Annotated in this window: 19 protein-coding genes; 11 read left to right on the forward strand and 8 right to left on the reverse strand. The window is 71.4% G+C overall.

What is annotated here, in order from left to right; genetic code table 11:
- Nucleotides 1–46: 46 nt before the first annotated feature.
- Complete coding sequence (locus tag ACFYRX_RS05595; RefSeq protein WP_389097000.1) at nt 47–829, reverse strand: maleylpyruvate isomerase family mycothiol-dependent enzyme; 783 nt, start codon at nt 827–829, stop codon at nt 47–49.
- An 87-nt stretch (nt 830–916) separates the two neighbouring features.
- Between ACFYRX_RS05595 and ACFYRX_RS05600 the strand changes: the two genes are divergently transcribed.
- Nucleotides 917–1,558, forward strand: a complete 642-nt coding sequence (locus tag ACFYRX_RS05600) for a lipoprotein (RefSeq protein ID WP_389097002.1) — start codon at nt 917–919, stop codon at nt 1,556–1,558.
- A 15-nt stretch (nt 1,559–1,573) separates the two neighbouring features.
- Here the strand turns inward: ACFYRX_RS05600 and ACFYRX_RS05605 are convergent, their stop codons facing one another.
- Nucleotides 1,574–2,212, reverse strand: a complete 639-nt coding sequence (locus ACFYRX_RS05605) for an SRPBCC family protein (RefSeq protein WP_389097004.1) — start codon at nt 2,210–2,212, stop codon at nt 1,574–1,576.
- A complete protein-coding gene (locus ACFYRX_RS05610) occupies nt 2,205–2,567 on the reverse strand; it encodes an ArsR/SmtB family transcription factor (RefSeq protein WP_389097568.1) in 363 nt (120 codons plus the stop codon). Before ACFYRX_RS05610 ends, ACFYRX_RS05605 begins: the two co-directional genes overlap by 8 nt.
- A gap of 224 nt (nt 2,568–2,791) precedes the next feature.
- Between ACFYRX_RS05610 and ACFYRX_RS05615 the strand changes: the two genes are divergently transcribed.
- The 5 genes from ACFYRX_RS05615 to ACFYRX_RS05635 all read left to right on the forward strand — a co-directional run bounded on the left by ACFYRX_RS05615 (nt 2,792) and on the right by ACFYRX_RS05635 (nt 11,922).
- On the forward strand, nt 2,792–5,374 hold the full coding sequence (locus tag ACFYRX_RS05615; protein ID WP_389097006.1) for a SpoIIE family protein phosphatase: 2,583 nt from the start codon (nt 2,792–2,794) through the stop codon (nt 5,372–5,374).
- 347 nt (nt 5,375–5,721) lie between these two features.
- Nucleotides 5,722–8,514 carry a SpoIIE family protein phosphatase gene (locus ACFYRX_RS05620; protein ID WP_389097008.1) on the forward strand — a complete coding sequence of 931 codons (2,793 nt, stop codon included), beginning with the start codon at nt 5,722–5,724 and terminating at the stop codon, nt 8,512–8,514.
- A gap of 132 nt (nt 8,515–8,646) precedes the next feature.
- Nucleotides 8,647–10,011 (forward strand): FAD-dependent oxidoreductase, encoded by a 1,365-nt coding sequence (locus ACFYRX_RS05625; RefSeq protein ID WP_389097010.1) that lies wholly within the window; start codon nt 8,647–8,649, stop codon nt 10,009–10,011.
- 144 nt (nt 10,012–10,155) lie between these two features.
- On the forward strand, nt 10,156–11,307 hold the full coding sequence (locus tag ACFYRX_RS05630; protein ID WP_389097011.1) for an FAD-dependent oxidoreductase: 1,152 nt from the start codon (nt 10,156–10,158) through the stop codon (nt 11,305–11,307).
- A 42-nt stretch (nt 11,308–11,349) separates the two neighbouring features.
- Nucleotides 11,350–11,922: a MarR family winged helix-turn-helix transcriptional regulator gene (locus ACFYRX_RS05635; protein ID WP_389097013.1), complete on the forward strand. Its 573-nt coding sequence runs from the start codon at nt 11,350–11,352 to the stop codon at nt 11,920–11,922.
- A 5-nt stretch (nt 11,923–11,927) separates the two neighbouring features.
- Here ACFYRX_RS05635 and ACFYRX_RS05640 read toward each other — a convergent pair whose 3' ends face one another.
- Nucleotides 11,928–12,905, reverse strand: a complete 978-nt coding sequence (locus ACFYRX_RS05640) for an ABC transporter substrate-binding protein (RefSeq protein ID WP_389097014.1) — start codon at nt 12,903–12,905, stop codon at nt 11,928–11,930.
- Nucleotides 12,906–13,056: 151 nt separating this feature from the next.
- Here ACFYRX_RS05640 and ACFYRX_RS05645 point away from each other — a divergent pair, with 151 nt between their 5' ends.
- Nucleotides 13,057–14,445, forward strand: a complete 1,389-nt coding sequence (locus ACFYRX_RS05645; RefSeq protein ID WP_389097016.1) for an alpha/beta hydrolase family protein — start codon at nt 13,057–13,059, stop codon at nt 14,443–14,445.
- Between the two features lie 10 nt (nt 14,446–14,455).
- On the opposite strand, the gene ACFYRX_RS05650 is transcribed toward ACFYRX_RS05645, so the two are convergent.
- On the reverse strand, nt 14,456–15,358 hold the full coding sequence (locus ACFYRX_RS05650) for a peptidoglycan-binding protein (protein WP_389097018.1): 903 nt from the start codon (nt 15,356–15,358) through the stop codon (nt 14,456–14,458).
- Between the two features lie 284 nt (nt 15,359–15,642).
- Here ACFYRX_RS05650 and ACFYRX_RS05655 point away from each other — a divergent pair, with 284 nt between their 5' ends.
- The 3 genes from ACFYRX_RS05655 to ACFYRX_RS05665 all read left to right on the forward strand — a co-directional run bounded on the left by ACFYRX_RS05655 (nt 15,643) and on the right by ACFYRX_RS05665 (nt 19,107).
- Nucleotides 15,643–16,983, forward strand: coding sequence for a jacalin-like lectin (locus tag ACFYRX_RS05655; protein WP_389097019.1), 1,341 nt, complete (start codon nt 15,643–15,645; stop codon nt 16,981–16,983).
- A gap of 170 nt (nt 16,984–17,153) precedes the next feature.
- On the forward strand, nt 17,154–18,530 hold the full coding sequence (locus ACFYRX_RS05660) for a glycoside hydrolase family 43 protein (protein WP_389097020.1): 1,377 nt from the start codon (nt 17,154–17,156) through the stop codon (nt 18,528–18,530).
- An 82-nt stretch (nt 18,531–18,612) separates the two neighbouring features.
- The gene (locus ACFYRX_RS05665) at nt 18,613–19,107 is read left to right on the forward strand and encodes a lamin tail domain-containing protein (RefSeq protein ID WP_389097022.1); all 495 of its coding nucleotides are present in this window, start codon (nt 18,613–18,615) and stop codon (nt 19,105–19,107) included.
- Here the strand turns inward: ACFYRX_RS05665 and ACFYRX_RS05670 are convergent.
- Both ACFYRX_RS05670 and ACFYRX_RS05675 read right to left on the reverse strand, forming a co-directional pair.
- Nucleotides 19,091–20,098 (reverse strand): hypothetical protein, encoded by a 1,008-nt coding sequence (locus ACFYRX_RS05670; protein ID WP_389097024.1) that lies wholly within the window; start codon nt 20,096–20,098, stop codon nt 19,091–19,093. The genes ACFYRX_RS05665 and ACFYRX_RS05670 overlap by 17 nt on opposite strands.
- Nucleotides 20,095–20,454, reverse strand: coding sequence for a PadR family transcriptional regulator (locus ACFYRX_RS05675; RefSeq protein WP_389097569.1), 360 nt, complete (start codon nt 20,452–20,454; stop codon nt 20,095–20,097). The genes ACFYRX_RS05670 and ACFYRX_RS05675 overlap by 4 nt, the downstream gene beginning before the upstream one ends.
- A gap of 374 nt (nt 20,455–20,828) precedes the next feature.
- Between ACFYRX_RS05675 and ACFYRX_RS05680 the strand changes: the two genes are divergently transcribed.
- Nucleotides 20,829–21,941 (forward strand): hypothetical protein, encoded by a 1,113-nt coding sequence (locus ACFYRX_RS05680; RefSeq protein WP_389097026.1) that lies wholly within the window; start codon nt 20,829–20,831, stop codon nt 21,939–21,941.
- On the opposite strand, the gene ACFYRX_RS05685 is transcribed toward ACFYRX_RS05680, so the two are convergent.
- The gene (locus tag ACFYRX_RS05685) at nt 21,934–22,605 is read right to left on the reverse strand and encodes a maleylpyruvate isomerase N-terminal domain-containing protein (RefSeq protein ID WP_389097028.1); all 672 of its coding nucleotides are present in this window, start codon (nt 22,603–22,605) and stop codon (nt 21,934–21,936) included. The genes ACFYRX_RS05680 and ACFYRX_RS05685 overlap by 8 nt on opposite strands.
- Nucleotides 22,606–22,640: the final 35 nt, after the last annotated feature.

A 22,640-nucleotide genomic window follows, 5' to 3' on the forward strand; every position in this document is an offset into this window, starting at 1 on the left:
ACCGCCCCGGGCACGTGGCTTCGGCCACACCGGCACCTTCGCGCGCCTACGCCTCCAGCCAGAACCGAGTGCGCCTGAGCCACAGCTCCAGCAGCTCCGAGTCGCCTCGCGTGCCGACACCGGGCGCGGGACGGCCGTAGAGGAACAGGAGCAGGTCCGTCACCGGCCCGCGTACGGTCGCCGTGGCCTCGCCGGATCCGCGCCGCCACACCGGGCGTTCTCCGGCGAGGTCGACCAGCCACTCCCCCGCCGTCCCCGCGTCGAAGCGCAGGGCACGCCCGGGGCCCAGCAGGTCCGGCACACCCGGTTCGGGCTCGTGGGCCTCGGGAACGGTCGAGAACGCCAGCCATTCCTCGACGGCGTCCACCGCGAGCCGCTCCTCCACCACGAACTCCGCCCCGGTCACCAGCGCCGCGTCGGCGCGGTGCAGCAAGGTCTCGTACGTCATACGCCGGGCCCAGAACATGGCCGACTGCTCCACCAGTTGCTCGTCGGCGGGGGTCCACACCCGCAGGTCCGGACCGGCCGCCCGAAGGATGCCGGAGAGCTGTGCGGCACCGTGGGCGAGCCAGTCGCCGAGGGCGGAGTCGTCCACGTCGGCATAGGCGGCGGGGTCGTTGACGATGTCGTCGTCGATCGGCTCGGTGGCCCGGGTCCGGACGATGTCGTGCGCCCAGCGGTGGTCGCCGCCCACGTGCCGCAGCAGCCGGCCGAGGTGCCAGCCGGGGCAGGTGGGCACCGGTGCGGTCGGGTCCGCGCCCTTGGTGTGGCGGACGAGGAGTCCGGTCTGGGCGACGATCGCGTCGCAGTAGTCCTCGAAGGTCAACAACGCTTCCCCCTCGCTGCACGATTCGTTATCCCGGCCACCTAACCTGACTCCTCCGAGAACCACCACTGAACAGAGGGAGACACGGCCATGCCGGTCGGGGCGGGGAACACATGGCGTGGCATGGCCCACGTGGCGTTGCTGGCGGGTGTGCTGACAGGCTGTTCGGAGGCCGCCGAGGGGGACGAGTCGAAGGCGCCAGCGAGCCCGTCGGCGACCGCTCGGGCCTCTGCCGGAAGTGGCGCGGACGACACGGCCGCGGCGAGTGGCGGCAGGATCGGCGCCACGGGCTCCGCGTGCGAGCTGCCGGTCGCCTTCGACATCGGGGAGAGCTGGAAGGCGGAGGCCGTCGAGGCTCCGCTGCGTCAGGGACCGGTCTCCCTCGCGTGCGAGGTCGACGCGAAGCCCGCGGGCAACATCGGTTTCCTCCGCGCGTGGGCCGGTCCGTCCGGTGACGCCGACGCACGGACCGTGCTGGAGGCGTTCGTCAAGGCCGAGGACGGGGCGGACAAGGCGCGGTACAGCTCGTTCAGGTCCGGGAATCTCACCGGTGTGGAGGTCGAGTACCTGTACACCAGCGAGCTCCTGGACGAGACGAAGGAGGAGAGCGCCTTCGCCGTCGTCACCGCGGACGGGCCGGTGGTGGTGCACCTCGGCGGGCTGGACACCGAGGAACACAAGGAGATGCTCCCGGCGTACGAGCTCGCGAAGCGCACCCTGCGCACCGCCTGAGCGCGGTTCTCCGCGTCAGGCCTGCGTGCCCGTGTAGAACGCGATCGTCGCGGCCGTCGTCCTCGTCGCCGTCTCCGGGTCCGCGCCGGAGGCGGCGTACGCCTCGCCCCATCCCTCGCCCGAGCCGGTGATGAACGCACTGCCCTCGGGCGTGGTGTGCCAGGTCGCGGCCTCTTCCTTGCTGATCCCGCCGCCGGCGAGGTGCAGAGCGAGCCCGTAGAGCCCCAGGTCCCAGCCGACTCCTACGGCACCGGGCCCGAACTGGTCCCAGAAGTCGTCCGGTACGACGGCCACGTGCTCGAGTTCCAGGACCGTGCGCTCCCCGTCCTCGGGTGTGAGGCGCACCTCGACCTCGCTGAAGCCCGGGTCGGGACCGTAGAGCCAGCTCACCCGCAGCCGCTCGGGTTCCACGCACTCGAGGATCTCGCCGCCGGCGTTGCCCTCCAGCTGGTAGCGGCCGCCGACCTTGAGTTCGCCGCTGACCGGCATGAACCAGCGCGCGATGCGTTCGGGAGAGGTGACCGCGTCCCACACGTCGGCGACCTCGGCGTCGTAGGTACGTCGCAGCAGGACCGTCCGGGCCTCGCCGGTCTCCACCTGCCGGGTGCCGACCCGTCGGTGCAGTCGGTTGATCTCGTCGGCGATCTCACTCATCCTCGCTCACCTCTCCTTGTCGCCTGAGCTCGCGCTTTCCCCGCGCGAGCTCTGTTCCGAGCGCGTCGAGCCGCTGGTCCCAGAAACCCCGGAAGCGCTCCAGCCAGACGTCCACCTCTCGCAGCGGCGCGGCCTCGACTGCGTACAGCCGCCGGTTGCCGTCGGCGCGGACGGAGGCGAAGCCGCTCTCCCGCAGGACCTTGAGGTGCTGCGAGACGGCCGGCTGGGAGATCCCGAACTCGTCCCGGATCACGGCACCGACCTCGCCCGACGCCTGCTCCCCCGAGGCGAGCAGCTCCAATATCCGGCGCCTGACCGGGTCCCCGAGAACATCGAACGCGTGCACCCGCCCCACTATGCCACCCATCACTTATATAAGCCAAGCCTTAAAGGTCGAGTGCTCCCGGACTCGACCGGGCCCCTCTCCCAGATGTGGATATTCCACCCGAGAGTCCGATTGACAGTTGTCCGGCAGGGCGACCGAGGTATACATATGGGCCGCCCGGGTGCGGGCCGGTGGCCTGGGGGCGCATTCTTGCTGTGTCGCCCGCAGGACGGCGCACGGACGAGGTAGGGCCGATGACTGGGAGCGTCGAGGACGCACACCCCACGGCCGGGCGGCTGGCGCCGCTGCTGATCGATGCTTCGGCAGAGGCGATCAGTGCGGCCGGCGGCCACGCCGGAGGGGTCTATCTGCGCTCCCGCACGCCCGGACTGCTGCGGCTCGCCGTCCTGGCAGGGCTGCCCGGCCCGCTGTTCCGGCCCTGGTGGCGGCTGCACGCGGACCGCCCGTTCCCCGTCGCCGACGCCTACCGGCTCGGTGTCCAGGTGGTCCTGCCGAACGCGACCGAGACCATGCGCCGTTACCCCCAGTTCGCGGCCGGACTGCCCTTCCAGTTCGGCTCGCTCTACGTACCGGTCGTGGGTGGTTCGACGACCTACGGAGTGCTGACCGTGCTGCGCCCGGCCGTCACCGACGCCACCGACGTGCTGTCCGACCGCGACCGCGTGATGCGGCTCGCCCAGGAGCTGGGCGCGGCGCTGCGGGGTCTGGAGGACGAGGACTCCGACCTGGTCGCCTGGGACGGCGAGCCGATGTGCCTGCGGCCGCCGACGGCCTCCACGTCCGTGGGGCGTGCCGGGCGCTTCGCCTGGGACCCTGAGACGGCCGCCGTCACCCTGGACGAGGACCTGCACACCCTCCTGGGCGTACCACCCACCGAGTTCTCCGGGACCGTCGAGGCGTTCGCCGACGCCGTGGCCCCCTCCGACACGCACCGGATCCTGGCCACCCTGCGGGACACGGCCGCCGGACGCCCCCCGGCCCTGCCCCTCTACCTGCGGGCCGAGGACGGCGACCTGCGACTGCTGGACCTCTGGAACGCCTACGACCCGCCCGCCGCACCCGCGGTCCGGGGCGTCGTCGTGGCTCCGGGGCCGGCTCCCACGGCGGACTCGGCGGCCGACCTGCTGCCGGACGGCGTGTTCTGCCTGGACCGGCTGGGCCTGGTCGTCTACGCGAATCCGCGCGCCGCCCAGCTCCTGGGCCGCCCGCGCGCCGAGCTGGTCGGCCGCGATCTGTGGGAGGCGGTGCCCTGGCTGGGCCGCCCCGACTTCGAGGACCACCTGCGGTCGGCGCTCCTGACACCGGACCCGGCCCACTTCCACCTCGTACGGCCGTCCGCGCAGGACACCGGGTCACAGTCCTCCGCGCAGGACACCGGGTCGCAGCCGTCGACGCCGACCGCCGAACCGCCGCCGGCCTCCGCACAGGACGCCGGGTCCGTCCCGCCACCGTACGAAGGCGACTGGCTCGCCCTGTCCGTGTATCCCGGTCCGGACCGGCTGACCTGCACGATCCGGCCCGCGAGCCGGGTGACGGACAGTCCCGCCGGACACGCGGACGCCGAGGTGACCGAGGCGGGCGCGAGCCCGCTGGCTCCCCTGTACCGGCCGATCGCCCTGGCCATCGCACTCACCGAGGCGGTCACCGCGCGGCAGGTGTCCGCCGTGGTGATGCGGGAGCTGCTGCCCGCGTTCGGCGGGCGCCGACTGGCGATCTATCTGCTGCAGGACCGGCATCTGTACCTGGAGTGGGAGACCGGCTTCCCCAAGGGCTTCCTCGCACCCTTCGACGGTGTGCCCCTCGACGCACGCCTGCCCGGTGTGGAGACCCTCACCAGTGGCCGGCCGCTGTTCTTCGACTCGATGCAACAGCTGACGGACGCCTACCCCGGGATCGCCCTGGACGCCGCCGAGGGCGCCCGCACCTTCCTGCCGCTGATCGCCTCCGGGCGGCCGGTGGGCTCCTGCATCCTCGGATTCGACCGGCCGCGCAGCTTCACCACCGAGGAACGCACCGTGCTCACCGCGCTGGCCGGCCTCATCGCCCACGCCCTGGAGAAGGCGCAGCGCTACGAGTCGGAGACCGCGCTCGCCCGGGGCCTCCAGCAGGCCCTGCTCCCCCGCCGGCTGGCGGCGCACCCGCAGCTGGAGACCACCGGCCGCTATCTGCCGGGGACCGTGGGGATGGACGTGGGCGGCGACTGGTACGACGTCGTGGAGTCCGGTGACGGGCTGGCCCTGGTCATCGGGGACGTACAGGGGCACGGGGTGCAGGCGGCGGCCACCATGGGCCAACTGCGCAGCGCGGTCAGGGCGTTCGCGCTCGGCGACCGGCCGCCGGACGAGGTGATGAGCAGTACCAACCATCTCCTCATCGACCTCGACCCCGGACTGTTCGCGAGCTGCTGCTACATCCGCCTCGACCCCGCCACCGGGGTGGCCAGAGCGGCCCGCGCCGGGCACCCTCCCCCGCTGCTGCGCCGCCCCGACGGCCGCACCCAGGTCCTGGACCTCCCCGGGGGAGTCGTGCTCGGGGTGGATCCGAAGGCCCGCTATCCGGTCACCGAGCTCCAGGTGGACCCCGGCGCGATCCTGGCGCTGTACACGGACGGGCTGGTGGAGCGGCCCGGCGTCGACATCGACGAGGGAATCACCGCGGTGCGGGTGGCGCTGGCGAAGGCCGGCGCGCCCGCCGCCCGGCCCGGCGGACGGTTCCTCGCGGGCGTGGCGGACCGGCTGACCGCGATCGCCCGCCACGCCCAGGACCGCCCCGACGACATCGCCCTGCTCCTCGCCACCCGCCGCGCGAACCCCTAACCCGGCGCACACCCGGCCACCGTCGCCATCGACGAGGGAATCACCGCGGTCCGGGCGGCACCGGCGAAGGCCGGCGCGCCCGCCGCCCGGCCCGGCGGACGGTTCCTCGCGGGCGTGGCAGACCGGCTGACCGCGATCGGCCGGCACGCCCACTGCTCGCCACCCGCAGCGCGACCCCGTAGCCCGGCGGACACCCGGTCACCATGTCCGTCGTCGTCCCCGTGGTCGTCGCGGGAAGCACCGGGCCGGGGTGAAATCGGGGGCGTTCCGGGGAGGGTCTGTCGTCGTTCTGTCACACCGTGTGACGCCCCTCGCCTCCTGAGGCCCGGCAGTGTAGACATGGGCACATGGTCCGACTCCTGGGCCGCTCCGGGGGCGGGTCGGCCCGTCGCCCCGGCGGCCCCCGCCCACCGCAGACACCCGACCGCGCTCACGACCGGAACGAGGGCCCGGCTCAGGGCAGTTCACCCACGCGGGTGGAGCGCGACGCGAGCCGGACGCGGCGGGGGCAGGGGGCCCTGCGGGCGGCACTCGGCGGGCGCAACATGGCCGGACAGGTGTTCGTCCTCCAGGTCGTGATCGTCCTTCTGCTGGTCGTGGCCGCGGTGGGGGCGCTGGTGCTCCAGGTGCGGCACGACAGCACGGTGGAGGCCCGCAACCGTTCCGTCGCCGTGGCCCAGGCCTTCGCCAACGCCCCGGGCACCGTGGCGGCCCTCAGCAGCCCCGACCCCTCGGCGGTGCTCCAGCCACGCGCCGAGGCGGCCCGGGTGGCGACCGAGGTGGACTTCATCGTCGTCATGAACACCGACGGCATCCGGTACACCCACCCCAAGCCGGACCGTATCGGCAAGAAGTTCGTCGGGGACATCACGGACGCGCTGGCCGGGCACGTCGTGACCGAGGACATCACCGGCACCATCGGACCGCTCGTGCAGGCCGTCGTCCCGATCAAGGCGGCCGACGGCAAGGTCGTGGGCCTGGTGTCGGCCGGCATCACCACCGCCAAGGTGGGCGGCACCGCCAACCAGCAGCTGCCGCTGCTCCTGACGGCGGCCGCCGTGGCCCTGATCCTCGCCACGCTGGGTACCGCGCTGGTCAGCCGACGGCTGCTCCGTCAGACGCACGGTCTGGGCCCGCACGAGATGACCCGCATGTACGAGCACCACGACGCGGTCCTGCACGCCGTACGGGAAGGTGTCCTCATCGTCGACGGCGAGGGCCGGCTGCTGCTCGCCAACGACGAGGCCCACCGGCTGCTCGACCTGCCCGCCGACGCCGAGGGCCGGCACGTGCTCGACCTGGCGCTGCCCGCCGACACCGCCGGGCTGCTGGCCTCCGGGCGCGTGGCCACCGACGAGGTGCACCGCGTCAAGGACCGGCTCCTGGCGGTCAACCAGCGGCCCACGGACATCCAGGGCGGCCCCCCGGGCAGCGTCGCCACGCTGCGCGACTCGACCGAACTGCGTGCCCTGTCCGGGCGTGCCGAGGCGGCCCGTGAGCGCCTGGACATCCTCTACGACGCCACAATGGGCATCGGCACGAGCCTGGACGTCACCCGCACCGCCGAGGAACTGGCGGAGCTGGCCGTGCCGCGGTTCGCGGACTTCGTCACGGTCGACCTGTTCGACGCGGTGCTCAGCGGCGGTCAGCCCGAGGCGGCGACCACGCTGCGCCGCACCGCGCTCAGCGGGATCCGCAAGGACGCCCCGCTGTACCAGGTCGGCGAGAAGATCCCCCTGGTCGACTCCGCTCCCCAGAGCCGCGGCATCAGCAGCGGCCGGGCCGTCCTGGAGGCCCACCTCGCGGAGGCGTCCGGGTGGCGCGCGCAGGACCTGGAGCGCTCCGCCAAGGTCGTGGGGTACGGCATCCACTCGTTGATCACCGTCCCGCTGCGGGCCGGCAGTCTGGTCCTGGGCACGGTCAGCTTCTGGCGTTCGGAGAAGCCCCAGCCCTTCGACACCGAGGAGGTCGTCCTCGCCGAGGAGCTCGTCACCCGGGCCGCGGTCTCCATCGACAACGCCCGCCGCTACACCCGCGAGCACACCATGGCGGTGACCCTGCAGCGCAGTCTGCTGCCGCGTCGGCTGCCCGAGCAGGACGCCCTGGACATCGCCTACAAATACCTGCCCGCGCAGGCGGGGGTGGGCGGCGACTGGTTCGACGTACTGCCGCTGTCCGGTGCGCGGGTCGCGCTCGTGGTCGGTGACGTCGTGGGGCACGGGCTGCACGCGGCAGCCACGATGGGGCGACTGCGCACGGCGGTGCACAACTTCTCCGCCCTCGATCTGCCGCCCGACGAACTGCTCGCCCTCCTGGACGAGTTGGTCGCGCGCATCGACCAGGACGAGGCCGAGGAGAGCGACAACTCCCCCGTCACGGGCGCGACCTGCCTGTACGCCGTCTACGACCCGGTGTCGCGGCTGTGCACAATCGCCCGCGCCGGTCATCCGCCGCCCGCCCTCATCCGCCCCGACGGCAGCGTCGAGTACCCGGACGTGCCCGCCGGTCCACCGCTGGGCCTCGGCGGTCTGCCGTTCGAGACGGCCGACCTGGAACTGGCCGAGGGCAGCCGTCTGGTGCTCTACACGGACGGCCTCGTGGAGGACCGGGAACGCGACATCGACGTGGGCCTGGAACTGCTGCGCACGGCGCTGGAACAGGCCGGCCCCTCGCCCGAGGACACCTGCCGGGCCGTGCTCGACGCGCGGCCGCCGACCCGGGCCGCCGACGACATCGCCCTGATCGTGGCCCGTACCCGGGCGCTCGCCGCCGACCGGATCGCGGAGTGGCAGGTCCCCGCAGACCCGGCGGCCGTCTCGGACGTCCGGGCGGCGGTGTCCCGGCAGTTGGCCCGCTGGGACCTGGACGATCTCGCGTTCACCACGGAGTTGGTGCTGAGCGAACTCGTCACCAACGCGATCCGCTACGGCGGCGACCCCATCCACGTCCGCGTGCTGTACGACCGCACCCTGATCTGCGAGGTCTTCGACAGCAGCAGCACCTCGCCGCATCTGCGGTACGCGGCGATGACCGACGAGGGCGGGCGCGGACTGTTCCTGGTGGCCCAGCTGAGCGAGCGCTGGGGGACGCGGTACACACCGGCGGGCAAGGTGATCTGGGCGGAACAGCCGCTGCCCTGAGCGGCGTCGAACCCTCGATTGCCCATAAGCCGATCTTATGAGTCCATAGACCGGACCCGCGTACCGACTTAGGCTTGCCTTAGCTTAGGCTTCCCCCGAGTTGATCTGTCGTCGCTCGAAGGGAACCTGATCATGCCCCGCCCCCTGCGGGTAGCCATCGTCGGAGCCGGCCCCGCCGGGATCTACGCCGCCGACGCGCTGCTCAAGTCCGGTGTGGCCGCCGAACCCGGTGTGTCCATCGACCTCTTCGAGCGGATGCCGGCCCCGTTCGGACTGATCCGTTACGGCGTGGCCCCGGACCACCCCCGGATCAAGGGCATCATCACGGCCCTGCACCAGGTGCTCGACAAGCCGCAGATCCGACTGTTCGGCAACGTCGACTACCCGGCCGACATCAGCCTGGACGACCTGCGCGCGTTCTACGACTCGGTGATCTTCTCCACGGGCGCGACAGCCGACCGCGAGCTGCGCATACCGGGCATCGAGCTCGACGGCTCGTACGGCGCCGCCGACTTCGTGTCCTGGTACGACGGCCACCCGGACGTGCCGCGCACCTGGCCGCTTGAGGCCGAGAAGGTCGCGGTGCTCGGCGTCGGCAACGTCGCCCTGGACGTGGCGCGCATCCTCGCCAAGACGGCCGAGGAGCTGCTGCCGACGGAGATCCCGCCGAACGTCCACGAGGGCCTGAAGGCCAACAAGGCGCTGGAGGTCCACGTCTTCGGCCGCCGCGGCCCGGCGCAGGCGAAGTTCTCCCCGATGGAGCTGCGGGAGCTGGACCACTCCCCCAACATCGAGGTCATCGTCGACCCCGAGGACATCGACTACGACGAGGGCTCGATCGAGACCCGGCGCGGCAACAAGCAGGCCGACATGGTCGCCAAGACCCTGGAGAACTGGGCGATCCGCGACGTCGGCGACCGCCCGCACAAGCTGTTCCTGCACTTCTTCGAGTCGCCCACCGAGATCCTCGGCGAGGACGGCCAGGTCGTCGGCCTGCGCACCGAGCGCACCGCCCTCGACGGCACCGGCAACGTCAAGGGCACCGGCGAGTTCAAGGACTGGGACGTCACCGCGGTCTACCGCGCGGTCGGCTACCTCTCCGACAAACTCCCCAAGCTTCCCTGGGACATCGACTCGGGCACGGTCCCGGACGAGGGCGGCCGGGTCCTGCAGGAGAGCGGCGAGCACCTCCGGTCGACGTATGTCACCGGCTGGATCCGGCGCGGCCCGGTGGGTCTCATCGGCCACACCAAGGGCGACGCCAACGAGACGGTCGCCAACCTCCTGGACGACTTCGCGAACGACCGCCTCCAGAGCCCCGGTTCGCCCGAGCCGGAGGCCGTGGACGCGTTCCTCGCCGAGCGGAACGTCCGCTTCACCACCTGGGAGGGCTGGTACAAGCTGGACGCCGCCGAGAAGGCGCTGGGCGAGCCCCAGGGCCGCGAGCGCGTGAAGCTCGTCGAGCGCGAGGACATGCTCCGCGCGAGCGGCGCCTGATCCGAACGCGACGCCGGTCGTGCCACAGGCCCTTCAAGGGCGGCACGACCGGCGTCGCGCGTTTCACGGAACCCTCGCCGCCACCCGGTCGTTCCCTCCCTGTCCGTACGACCGTGCGGGCGAACGGGGACGAACGGGGTGGGTGTGGCACGCGTACTGGTCATCGGCGGCGGTATCGCCGGTACGGCGACGGCTCTGGCGCTGCACAAGGCGGGCATCGAGGTCGCCGTGCACGAGGCCCATCCGGACTCGGCCGAGGACATCGGCGCGTTCCTCACCCTGGCGAGCAACGGCATGCGTGCCCTCGCCCAGTTCGACGCGTCCGCGGCGGTCACCGCGATCGGTTTCCCGCTGACCTCGCTGCGGGTCCTGGACGACACCGGGACCGAGGTGGCGCACGCACCCATGGGCGAGACCTCCGACCCGCTCCTGCGCTACCGGTGCCTGCGCCGCGGCGACCTCAACACCGCGCTTCAGGCCGAGGCCGCATGCCGGGGCATCACCGTCCGGCACGGTGCCCGGTTCGCCTCCGTCGAGGACGGCCCCGACGGTGTCACCGCGCACTTCGCCGACGGCACCACCGCGAAGGGCGACCTGCTGATCGGCGCCGACGGCCTGAACTCGGCCGTACGGCGGTCGTTCGCACCCGGGACCCAGCCGGTCCACGCCGGCCAGTACGTCTTCTACGGCTACACGCGCGCCGCTGCCCCTTCCGGCCCGGACGCGTGCATCACGATGGTCCGCGGCAGCGGGGCCGCCTTCGGCTGCACGATGTCACCCGACGGCGAGACGTACTGGTTCGCCCGGGTGACCGGCGACCCGCTGTCCGCCGAGGAGTTGGCCCAGGGGACGCCCGCCGACCTGCGTGAGCGGCTGCTGCCGCTGCTGCGCAAGGACGCCGGCCCGGCCGCGGGCATCGTCGCGGCCACCGACGACGACCTGATGGTCACCAACGCCACCGAGATCCCCACCGGCACCCCGTGGCGCTCCGGACGGACCCTGCTCATCGGCGACGCCGCCCACGCGGCCTCCCCGGCGACCGGCCAGGGCGCCTCGATGGCGCTGGAGGACGCCGTCGCCCTCGCCAAGTCCCTGCGGGACGCGCCGGACACCGATGCCGCGCTCGTCCTCTACGAGACGCTCCGCCGCCCCCGCGTGGAACACAACATCACCGTCAGCGGCAACATCTCCCGGGGCACCCACACCCCCTCGGCCGCTTCCCGGGCCTCCGCCGAGGACATCGTCCGGCTCCTGGACTGGGACGCGGACCTCTGGGCCGAGCGGGACCCCCACTAGAATTTGAGCCCGAACGACCTGCGCCAGACGAAGGAGCCGCCCGTGCCCGGCCAGCGATCCATCACCCAAGCCGAGAAGCTCGCGGCGGAGAAGCTCGGCGGCTTCTCGATCCGCCGGGACCAGATGGCTGCCGTGGCGAACATCTACCGTGCTGCCTCCGCGGTGCGCCAGCACCTGGAGAACTCCGTGCTGCGCGGTTCCGACCTGACCTGGACGGCGTTCGTCGTGCTGTGGGTCGTCTGGGTGTGGGGCGAGTCGGAGACCCGGCACGTGGCGGAGGAGGCCGGGATCTCCAAAGGCACGCTCACCGGGGTCTCACGGACCCTGGAGTCGCGCGGACTGCTGAGCCGCTCCGGTCATCCCACCGACGGGCGCCTGGTACTGCTCCGTCTCACCGCGCAGGGCGAGGAGCTGATGCAGCGGGTGTTCCCGGCGTTCAACGAGGAGGAGGCCTTTGTGACGGCCGGTCTCGACGACGCCGAGTGCCGGGGGCTGGCGGAGGGCCTCCGGCAGGTCGTCCTCCAGGTGGAGGAGCACGGCGAGGAGCGCCGCCGTGAACTGCTCGGTGGCTCCGAGCCCGCCCCTCGGCGCAGCGGCCGGCGCCCCAAGGCCTGAGTCCGTCAGCCGAACAGTGTCTGGATGTCCGGCTTCTTCCCGCTGAAGATGCCGTCCTCCTCACCGAGGGCGGCGAGCTTCTCCAGGGAGGCCGTGTCGACCTGGGCCGGCCAGCTGGGGAGGATGAGCCCGGTCAGCACATCGCCGCTGATCTTGGTGTAGGTGGTGAGGATCTGCCGGGCCTCGTCCGGATGGCCGGTGGCGTACTGGAGCGACTCGGTCATGGCGTCGGTGAAGTTCTTCACCAGCGCGGGGTCCTGCTGCACGATCTTCGCCGAGGTGAAGTAGGTCGCGACGGTCAGTTTCGGGTCGGTCTCGGCGAAGGGCGAGGCGATGACCCGGGCGCCCTGCGCCTTGGCCACGGTCTGGGCCGGCTCGCCCATCCAGGCGGCGTCCACGCGACCGCCGTCCAGTGCGGCCGGCATCTGGTCGAAGGGGATCTCGACGAACTTGACCTTCGCCGGGTCGCCGCCGTCCTTGCGCACCGACTCACGGACCGTGGTGTCCCCGATGTTCTGGAGCGTGTTGACGGCGACCGTGTGTCCGGCCAGGTCCTTCGCCGACTTCACGGGGCTGTCCTTCTTCACCAGGACGCCGGTGACGTCGGCCCCCACCTTGCCGTTGGACGCGGCCCCGTTGACCACGGACTTCACGGGAACGCCCTTGGTCTGCGCGAGCATCAGGGACGTGGTGTTGCTGAAGCCGAACTGGAACTGTCCGCTCACCACCCCGGGGATGATCGCCGCGCCGCCCTGCGCGGTCACCATCTTCAGCTCGATCCCGCGACTGGCGAAGTACCCCTTCTTCTGCCCCAGGTAGAGCGGCGCCACGTCGACGATGGGGATGACCCCGACCGTGACCTGTGTCTTCTTCGCTCCGCTCGCGGACGAGGTGCCGCCGCTGCCGGAGTCCGACGATCCGCATCCGGCGGCGCCCGCGAGGGTCACGACCGCAACGGCGAGTCCGAGAAAGTGCCTTCGCATGGGGCTCTCCTGACGGGGCGGCAGAACACCTCACGACCCGCCCATTGATGTTGTGCACATCATTGACGCCCGCAATGTACACGCCTACCTTCGCGGTGTCAGCGCCCCCGACCGAATCAAAGACGGACCGCGCCGAAGGAGCCCCTACCTCGTGAAGCCCCGCATCCGCACCCGCGCGGTCGTCGCCGTCGCCGCACTGCTGCTCGTCACCCCCGTGGCCCCAAGCGCCCACGCCGCCACGGACGTTCACGTCGAAGGCAGTCTGCCGTCGGGTGCGACCTATCTCATGGACGTACCGGCCGACTGGAACGGCACGGTCCTGCTCTACAGCCACGGCTACACGCCCGCCGGTGCCCCCAACCCGGCCCGCAACGCCCCCGACGACGCCACGAAGTCCCTGCTGCTGAACGAGGGTTACGCCCTGATCGGGTCCTCGTACGCCACCACCGGATGGGCGGTCACCGAGGCCGTGCCCGACCAGCTCGCCACCCTCGACGCGTTCGGCGCCCGCTTCGGCCGCGCCGCACGGACCATCGCCTGGGGCACCTCGTACGGCGGCCTGGTCACCACCACCCTGGCGGAGCGTCACGCGTCCCGTCTCGCCGGTTCGCTGTCCATGTGCGGGCTGGTCCAGGGCGGTGTCGCCAACTGGAACAGCACACTGGACCCGGTCTTCGCGCTGAAGACCCTCCTCGCACCCGGCTCCGCCATCCGCCTGACCGGGTTTCCGGACCGAGTCGCCGCGACCGAGGCGTCCGACGCCATGACGGCCGTCGTCGCCGGAGCACAGGGCACCGCGGGCGGCCGGGCCCGCATCGCGCTCGCCGCGGCCCTGCACAACATCCCCGGCTGGAACGACCCCGCACAGCCGCGGCCCGCGCCCACCGACTGGGACGCCCAGCAGTCCGGTCAGTACCAGGCCGTCGTCGGGCTGGTGAGGTTCCCCGCCTTCGTCTGGCGTCAGGAGGCCGAGTCCCGGGCGGGCGGCACCATGTCGTGGAACACCGGGGTCGACTACCGCGCCATGCTCCGCAACTCCCCTTACCGCAAAGAGGTCCAGGAGCTGTACGCGAAGGCGGGACTCTCCCTCAGGTCCGATCTCTCCACCCTCGACAAGGCTCCACGCACCCGTGCTGACGTGAACGCGGTCGACTGGATGAGCCGGACGAGCTCCTTCACCGGTCGCCTCAGCAGGCCCCAACTGAACATCCACACGACCGGTGACGCCCTGATCCCGGTGCAGTCCGAGAGCGCCTACCTGCGGACCTCGACGGCCGCGGGCTCGACGGGGCTGCTGCGTCAGCGCTATGTCGACAACGCGGGCCACTGCACGTTCAGCCCCGGCGAGCAGATCGCCGCCCTGCATGCCCTGGAGGACCGGATCAGGACGGGCCACTGGCGGGGAATTGATCCCATCAATCTCAACTCCCGTGCCACCGAGGCCGATCCCGCGTCCCCGGCCCGCTACCTCGCCTTCACCCCCGCCGCCTACCCGCGCCCCTACGACCGGGCGCATCCGTCCGACGGCCACCGGAGGTAGTTTCCGGCCGTCACGGCTGCGAGGTCTCCGATTCGAGCGAGGCCCGTGTCTCCGCGCCATAGACGCCGGACTCGTCCTGAAGGAGCAGGCGGGTGACCTGATAGGAGCGGACCGCGCTCTCGACGTCCCGGTCGAAGTCGCCGTCGGCGTCACCCTCGTAGATGCCGATCTGCCGCAGGCGGAGCTGGAGTTCGACGACCTCGGGCCCCTGGTCACCGAGGCGGAGGACGGGGGGCCGGCTGTTCGAGGCGGTCGGCCCCGGTGCGGCGGTGGCGGTGGCGGCGACGCTGGACGGGCTTCCGACGGGAGTGGTGGTGCCCGTCGGGGAGACACTGCCACTCGGCTCCGCGCTCGGCGAGGAGGAGGGCGATGCGGACGACCGGGTCGGGGTCACCAAAGGAGATGAGGCCGTAGTGGACGGCGTACCCGAGGCGGGCGGCTCCTCCGGGACGCCGGCCCGCACGCCGCCGGCCACGGAACCGTCCCGCACCGGGCTGTCATAGCGAAAGAGCCCGCTGACGAATCCGCCCACCAGCAGGACGGCAACGGCCGCCGCCACCCCGGCGATGAGCACGGTCCGCCACTTACGGCGGTCCGGGGCGTCGGAGGCCGTAAGGCCCGCAGGCGGCTCGTCGAGCGGCGGGTCGTCGCTCCGCACCACTGTCGTGGACAGCAGGGGAGTTTCAGTCAACTCCCCTGCCTCCTCCGGCCGTTCCGGCTCCGCCGGTTCGTCGCCGACCTCCACGAACGGCCGTATGCGCACCGGATCGAAGTCCTCAGCGGCGGCCGCCTCGGCCGTACGGGACTCCAGGTGGGCCTCGGAGGCGCGGTGCGCGCAGGAGCAGGAAGGAGTGCCGTCCGCCGCCCTGGGCGCCCCGCATTCCGGGCAGACGAGGACTGGTGGTTCACTCACGCGCGTTCCCTCTCCGTACGATCTTCATATCGTAGACAGATATGCCGCGCAGGAATTCCACAACTCTTATTGATCTGGAGCCACGGCGTCCGCGGGGCCGAGATTCAGCCACGGCGCGTGACGCAGAGATGAACGGCGGCGAGCGCGGGGCTCCAACGTCGTTGGGTCTTGGGCAAATTGACGATCCAGATACGCGCGAGACCGCGACAACATGGGATGACCGCCGGTAACTTCTCTCCCGCTCGCACCACTCACCCGCGCCACTCCGTCAGGAGACACTCCCCATGCGCAGACTCTTCGCCGCTCTGGCGGCGACCACCGCCGTTCTCGGCGGACTCACCGTGGCGGCCCCGTCCGCCTCGGCGGCCGACTCGGGCAGCTTCAACGTCCTCACCTACAACGTGGCCGGCCTGCCCTCGGCCATCTCCAGCGCGTCGACCCCGCGCGACACCAGCACCACGGCGATCGGCCAGCGCATAGCGCCGTACGACATCGTCCACGTGGAGGAGGACTTCAACTACCACTCCTACCTCTACGCGGGCGACACGAACCACGCCTACCGCACCCCCACCAGCGGTGGCGCCGGGATCGGCAGCGGGCTGAACACGCTCTCCAAACTCCCGTACGACGAGGACGACTTCGAGCGTGTGCACTGGAACTCGTGCCAGATCGACTCGGGCGACTGCCTGACCCCCAAGGGCTTCACCTTCATGCGCGAGCGCCTCGCCGAAGGGGTGTACGTCGACTTCTACAACCTGCACACCAACGCGGGCACCAACGACGGCGACGAGGCCTCCCGCGCCGACAACCTCAGCCAGCTCACCGCCTTCATCAACAGCCACTCGGCCGGCAACGCCGTCGTGGTCATGGGCGACACCAACACCCGTTACACCCGCAGCGCCGACACCATCGCCGAGTTCGGCGCCGCCAACGGCCTCACCGACGCCTGGGTCAAGCTGATCCGCGGTGGCAGCGCGCCCGCCAAGGGCAGCGACGCGCTGGTCTGCGACCAGACGGGGACCACCGTCCCCAACACCTGCGAGGTCGTGGACAAGGTCCTCTACCGCAGCAGCAGGCTCGTCTCGCTGAACGCGACGTCGTACAACAACGAGCACTCCAAGTTCCTGACCGACGCCGGGCTCATGCTCTCCGACCACGACCCGATCACCGTCGGCTTCACCTGGTCGCGCAGCGCCGCCTACCAGCTCAGCGACCAGTACGGCGGTCCGCACGGCGACTACTACAACGACATCAACAGCGTCCCGGCCGGCGCCCGCGCCACCACCATCGGCCTGCGGGCCGGTTCACGGGTCGACCAGATGAGCCTGACCCTGGCGAACGGCACCACGCTCACCCACGGCGGCACCGGCGGCACCGCGTCCTCCCTGACGCTCGGCAGCGGTGAGTACGTGACGACGGCGAACCTCTGCCAGGCCGACAAGGACGGTCACACGCGGATCTTCTACGCCAAGTTCACGACCAACCTCGGCCGCACGCTGGCCGGCGGCGCCACGACCTCGGACTGTGTGACCCGCACCGCTCCCAGCGGCTGGCAGATCGCCGGGTTCCACGGGCGTGCCGGCGACGAGGTCGACAAGATCGGCTTCATCTACACCCAGCGCTGACCCACCCGCCCCGGGGCACGTCACCGTGCCCCGGGTGCACAGACATCACAAAGTACCGGCAAGACGATTGACGCGCTCATGGCCAGGGCCCTACTTTCTGACCGATTTACCGAACTCCGTTCGAAATACCGGTCATTGAGGTGCCCCCGCACGCCACCTTGGAGAACAAGATGAGCGCACACCCCCACCTGTCCCGCCGTGGCCTTCTCGGCATGACCGCCGCCGTCCCCCTGGCCCTGACCCTCGGTTCCGGCACGGCCCACGCTGCCGACTCGGCGTACGCGATGGTCTACTTCACCGAGTCGACCAACCTCGGCGACGGCACCGACTACGGCCTGCACCTGGCGGTCAGCCCCGACGGGCTGAACTGGACGCCGCTCAACCAGAACAACCCCCTGGTCACCCCCACCGCCGGCGCACTGGGCCTGCGCGACCCGTTCCTGATGCGCAAGCAGGACGGCACGTTCGTCGTCCTCGCCACCGACCTCAAGGGCACGGACTGGAGCTACAACAGCCAGTACATCCACGTCTGGGACTCCGCCGACCTGCGCACCTTCACCGGCTACCGGCGCCTGAAGCTGCACGACATGACCACCCACAGCTGGGCGCCCGAGGCGTTCTGGGACGCGGGCCGGGGCCAGTACGCGGTCATCTACTCCTCGGTGAACTCCAGCGGCCACAACGTGATCATGGTGAACTACACCAGTGACTTCGTGACCGCCTCGGCCCCGCAGGTCTTCTTCGACCCGGGCTACGACGTCATCGACGGCGACATGGCCGTGGGCGTGAACGGCTACAACTACCTCTTCTTCAAGAAGAACCAGACGCTGGTGTCGGCCCGCTCCACCTCCCTGAACCCCGGCAGCTTCACCGAGTTCAGCGCGGGTGTGGCACACGGTGGCACCGAGGCGCCGACCGTCGTGAAGTCCCTGACGTCGAGCACCTGGTGGCTGTGGGGAGACACCTACACCCCCAACGGCGTGTTCTACGCCTGGCAGTCCAGCAGCCCGGCCACCGGGGCCTGGACCGCACTGGACCAGAAGACCTACACCCAGCCGGTCAACTCCAAGCACTGCGGCATCGCGACGATCACCACGGCCGAGTACGGCAACCTGCTCACCAAGTGGGGCACGCCCGCCTGGAACCGGCTCAAGTCCTACAACTACCCGGCCCGTTACGTCCGGCACTCCAACTACGTGGGCCGGATCGACGAGTACCCGGTCGAGCCGTACAAGGACTCGCTGTGGACCCTCGTGCCGGGTCTCGCCGACAGCTCCGGGGTCTCGTTCCGGTCGGTCAACTACCCCACCCGCTATCTGCGGCACTACAACTACGCGCTCCAACTGGACGTGAACGACGGCACGTCGACGTTCGCCGGGGACGCGACCTTCTACCGTACGGCGGGCCTCGCGGACGCGAGCTGGGCGTCCTTCCGCTCGTACAACAACCCGACCCGCTACATCCGGCACTCCAACTACGTCCTGCGCATCGACCCGGTCTCCACAGCAACGGAACAGCAGGACGCCACATTCCGAGTCGGTTACTGATTCAACCGAAAAGCCCCCTTGGTGCCCCACGTTGTATACGCTCCAGGTCTTCTTCACCAGACCTTCACAGGGGGGCTTTTCCATGCGCAGAGGACACATAGCCGTCGTCGCGGCCGCGGGTGCGCTGACCGTGCTGACCGCCGTTCCGGCCCACGCCACCGAGTACTCGTCGGCGCTCAAGATCAAGGGCGTCCAGTACGACGCCCCGGGCCGGGACTCCAACAACTGTGCCACCGGCAACACCGACGAGGAGTACCTGACGATCAAGAACTACTCGCGGACCGCGACGGTGAACCTCAAGGGGTACGTCGTCAGGGACTCCACCAGCACCAACAAGTTCACGTTCACGAAGAACCACACGCTCCAGCCCGGCGACTACGTCAAGCTGCGCGGCGGCCGCGGCACCGACTCCGACGCCAACAACGTCGTCTACCGCAACAACTGCAACTTCATCTGGAACAACGACAAGGACACGATCCGCCTCTTCAAGCCCTCGGGCGCGCACGCCGACACCCACGCGTACACCGCGAGCGCCGACGACCGGGACGGCAACGGGTACATCACCTACCACGGCTGAGCAGATCGCGTCCGCTCACGACGGCCAGCGCGGCGGTCAGCAGCACCAGGGCGGCCGCCTGGGCGAGGACTCCCACGCGCAGCGTCCCGGGCAGGACGTCCAGCCACGGGTAGACGGCGGTGATCCGGACCACCAGGAGGAGCAGGCCGAGCGCCGCGAGTGCGGCGGCGCCGCCTGCGACCGGGAGGCGGTCGGCACTCCGGGCCCGGTACAGCAGCCAGGCGAGGGCCGCCACGAGGTAGCAGGTGACGGGGGCCCAGGCGGTGTCGGCCCCGTCGGGCAGCGCCACGATGGACACGCCCATCAGCACACAGGAGGCGGCGAAGACCAGCCCGGGGGTGCCGGCGGGCAGCGTCGCCCGGGGCGCGTCCCGGTGGTGGGACGCGCAGAGGGTCAGCGCCGACGACCAGGCCAGCAGCGCGGCGGCGACGACGTAGGCGGAGTCCGAGGGGGCGAAGTCGAGGGTCCAGATCTGGACCAGCGGGTAGAGCGTTGGCACGGCCGCTGCGAGCGCGGACACCTGGGCGAGGCGCCGGTGGTCGCGCAGCAGGGCGAAGTAGGCGACCGTCCACAGCAGCGGCAGAACCCACCGGGCGAGCTCGACGGCACCCGCGAGGACGCCGTGGCCGGTGAAGTCGCCCAGGAAGATGCCCCATTGGTTCGCGCCGCTGGTCGTCGCCCACGTCAGGGCCAGGATCCGGTCGACCACGGCGGAGGCCGCCTGGAGCAGGACGGCGAAGAGCGCGAAGAGCCGGACGGCCGAGCCGAGCACGGCGTACCGGCGCGGCGCGTTCCCCGCGCCGAGCCTGCTGCGTACGGCCAGCGCGGCGACGCTCACCACCTCGCCGAGGGTGGGCCGGCTCTGGTCCTGGACGTCGGGGTCGACGTCCCAGAGGTAGGTCTCGACCATCTCCTCCTCGCGCTCGCGCCGGTAATAGGCGGGGAGCAGGCGCAGGACGGCGCGGTAGCGGGTCTCGAGCAGAGTCGTCATGCCAGACCTCCGGCGAGTCCGCGGCCCGTGGGGGCGCTGCCGGGGGTACGCCGTCCCTGGGCGATCCGCGCCTTCGCGGCGCTCGCTCCGGCGGCGAGCCGCTCCGCCTCGGCGTCCAGGGCCGCGGTGCCTTCTTCGGTGAGGCGGTAGTAGCGCCTGAGCCTGCCCTGCTGCACCTCTTCGCGGTCCAGCACGATCAGTGCGTCCGCGGTCAGCCGGTCCAGTACCCCGTAGAGGGTGCCGACGCGCATCTGCACGCCTCCCTCGGACAGTTCCTCGACCTCGCGCAGGATGCCGTAGCCGTGCCGCGGCTGGTCGGCGAGGGCGGTCAGAACGAAGAACGCCGCCTGTGTCATGTTCCTCGGTGCCATGAAACAAGAATATATCGGATACCGATATATTCAGCGAGCCGACACGCGGAGTGGGCCGGAGAGCGCGAGCAGGACCCGCCCCGAAGCGGATGGTGGGCGGGCCCTGCTCGAGAGGTCATTCTGGCGGCCGAGCACCGAACTCGGCACGGGTGAAAGGCGGTTGTCCGGTGCGGAGCATGTGCGCCCCGTGTGCGCGCCGGGACCGGACCGGCCGCGCGTTCCGACGACCGGGCGAGTCCACGCTCCCCCGGGCCGTACGCAGGCATCCTGTCCGCCTGCCGGACCCCGCCTGGTCCGCACGGGCCGGCGGCGACGATACTTGGCTGTGGCAAGCACCGCCCCCTCTCACAGATGGACCCATGTCACGCACTCCCACGGCAGACTCCACGGCACCTTCCACCGTCTGGCTGGCCCACGGCCGCCATCTCGGATCCGACGCGACCGACGTCCTGCGCCGAAGTCTGGGGCGGCTCAAGGAGAGCGCGGTCCTCGACGACTTCCAGGAGCCCTCCGACACCGGCGACGCCCCGGAGCGGATCTTCGAGGCCCGCTGGCGGGTCGCCGACGAGGTGACCGTCCGGGCCCGGCTCTCGCTGGCTCCGGTGTCGAGCGGCGGACAGGACTGGGTGCTGGCGGCCGAGGCGGAACAGCCGTGGGACCTGCGCTGGCCGTCGCCCGCCACCATGTTCTGGCCCGAGGACGAGGACGTCTTCTGGGACCGTGACGCCGCCACGGGCCTGCGCCTGCGCGAGCTGAGCGTGCTGCCGGAGGAGGACAAGGACATACGGCGGCTGCTGCGGCAGGCCGTGCGCGGCAGCTGGGCCGTGCATGTCGTCGTCCACGAGGCGATGACCACCGGCCAGAAGGGCCGCCGTCCGCTGGCGGACATGCTGCCGCCCAGCCTGCGCCACCGGATCGTCGAGCACCGCGCGCAGCCGCACCAGCTGCGGATCCTGAACTGGGCCGTGAAGGACTTCGGCGTGGAGGTGCCGCGCGGCGGCGCCGTGGTGCTGCCCGGGACGCCGGTGCCGCCCGGCTACGACGGCCAGGACTTCTCCGTACGCAGTGTCTTCCTCGACGGCTCGGAGCCCACCGAGCTGATCGCCACCGTGACGCGCTACGCCGCGATGCCGAAGCCGCTGCCCGACGGCGCCGAGGCGGCCGTCACCGCGCTGCGCGAACGGTGGCAGCTGCTGACGCCGGCTGAGGAAGTCGAACGGGCACGCGCGCTGGTGGCGATGTACGCCGAGGCGCTGGAGGCCATGACGAAGTCCCGGGACCTGTACCGGGAGGCCGCCGAGCGGGCGAACGAGGCGCTGGCCGTCTACCGCGAGAACGCCCCGGCGCCACTGCCCCCGGCCGATCCGCAGGCCACCTCGCCGTTGCAGCAGTTGTCCCGGACGTTCGGGCGCTGGAAGGGGCCTCGGCGGCCCCCGGCCCCTGACGACGACTCGGACCAGCAGATCAGCTGAACAGCGGGAAACGCTCCGCGTCGGCCCCGAGTGCGAGGCGTTCCGCATCCGTGAGCGGCGTCCGTCCCGTGGCGGCTCGGGCGTAGTGCTGGTCGCTCCAGTCGAGCGGGACGGGCCGGCCGAGGAGACCGTCGAGGGTGGCGCGCACCGCGTCCAGTCCGGCCGGTGCCGGGCCGGGAGCCTCCGGCAGACCGGTGAGGAGGTCGAGGTGGTGGACGGTGGCCTCGACGGCGAGGGTCACCATGAGGTCGCCTGCGGTCAGGACGTGTCCCTGGGTGACGACCCGCAGCTCCGGCCGGGTGTCCGCGGCGGCGGACACGGTGGCCGCCGCGGTCTCCAGATACAGGTCGCGCAGCTGGCCGAAGTCGAGGAACATGCTGGCGCCCACCCGGTTCCAGCGCCGCCCGTTCGCCGCGCCGACGGGATCCGGCGCCCAGTCCCGCCAGTAGGTCACGGAGTTCCGGTCGGCCGGTCCGGTCCCGGGCGTGTGCAGGGCGACCAGGGCGCGCTGGGCGTCCCCTGCACAGTGGAAGACCAGATCACGCACCGCCCAGCCCGCGCAGCCGGTGGGCCGCCAGGACTCCTCGTCACCGAGGAGGCGTACGACGGCCGCGAAGGCCTCATAGGCGGCTCGCAGCACTTCGGCGGGCTGGGTTCGGTTCATGGCGCCAGCCTAGGAGAGGACCCGCCGGGGCCCAC

It is taken from the genome of Streptomyces sp. NPDC005374 (genome assembly GCF_042872225.1).
In the GTDB taxonomy this organism is placed as follows: Bacteria; Actinomycetota; Actinomycetes; order Streptomycetales; family Streptomycetaceae; genus Streptomyces.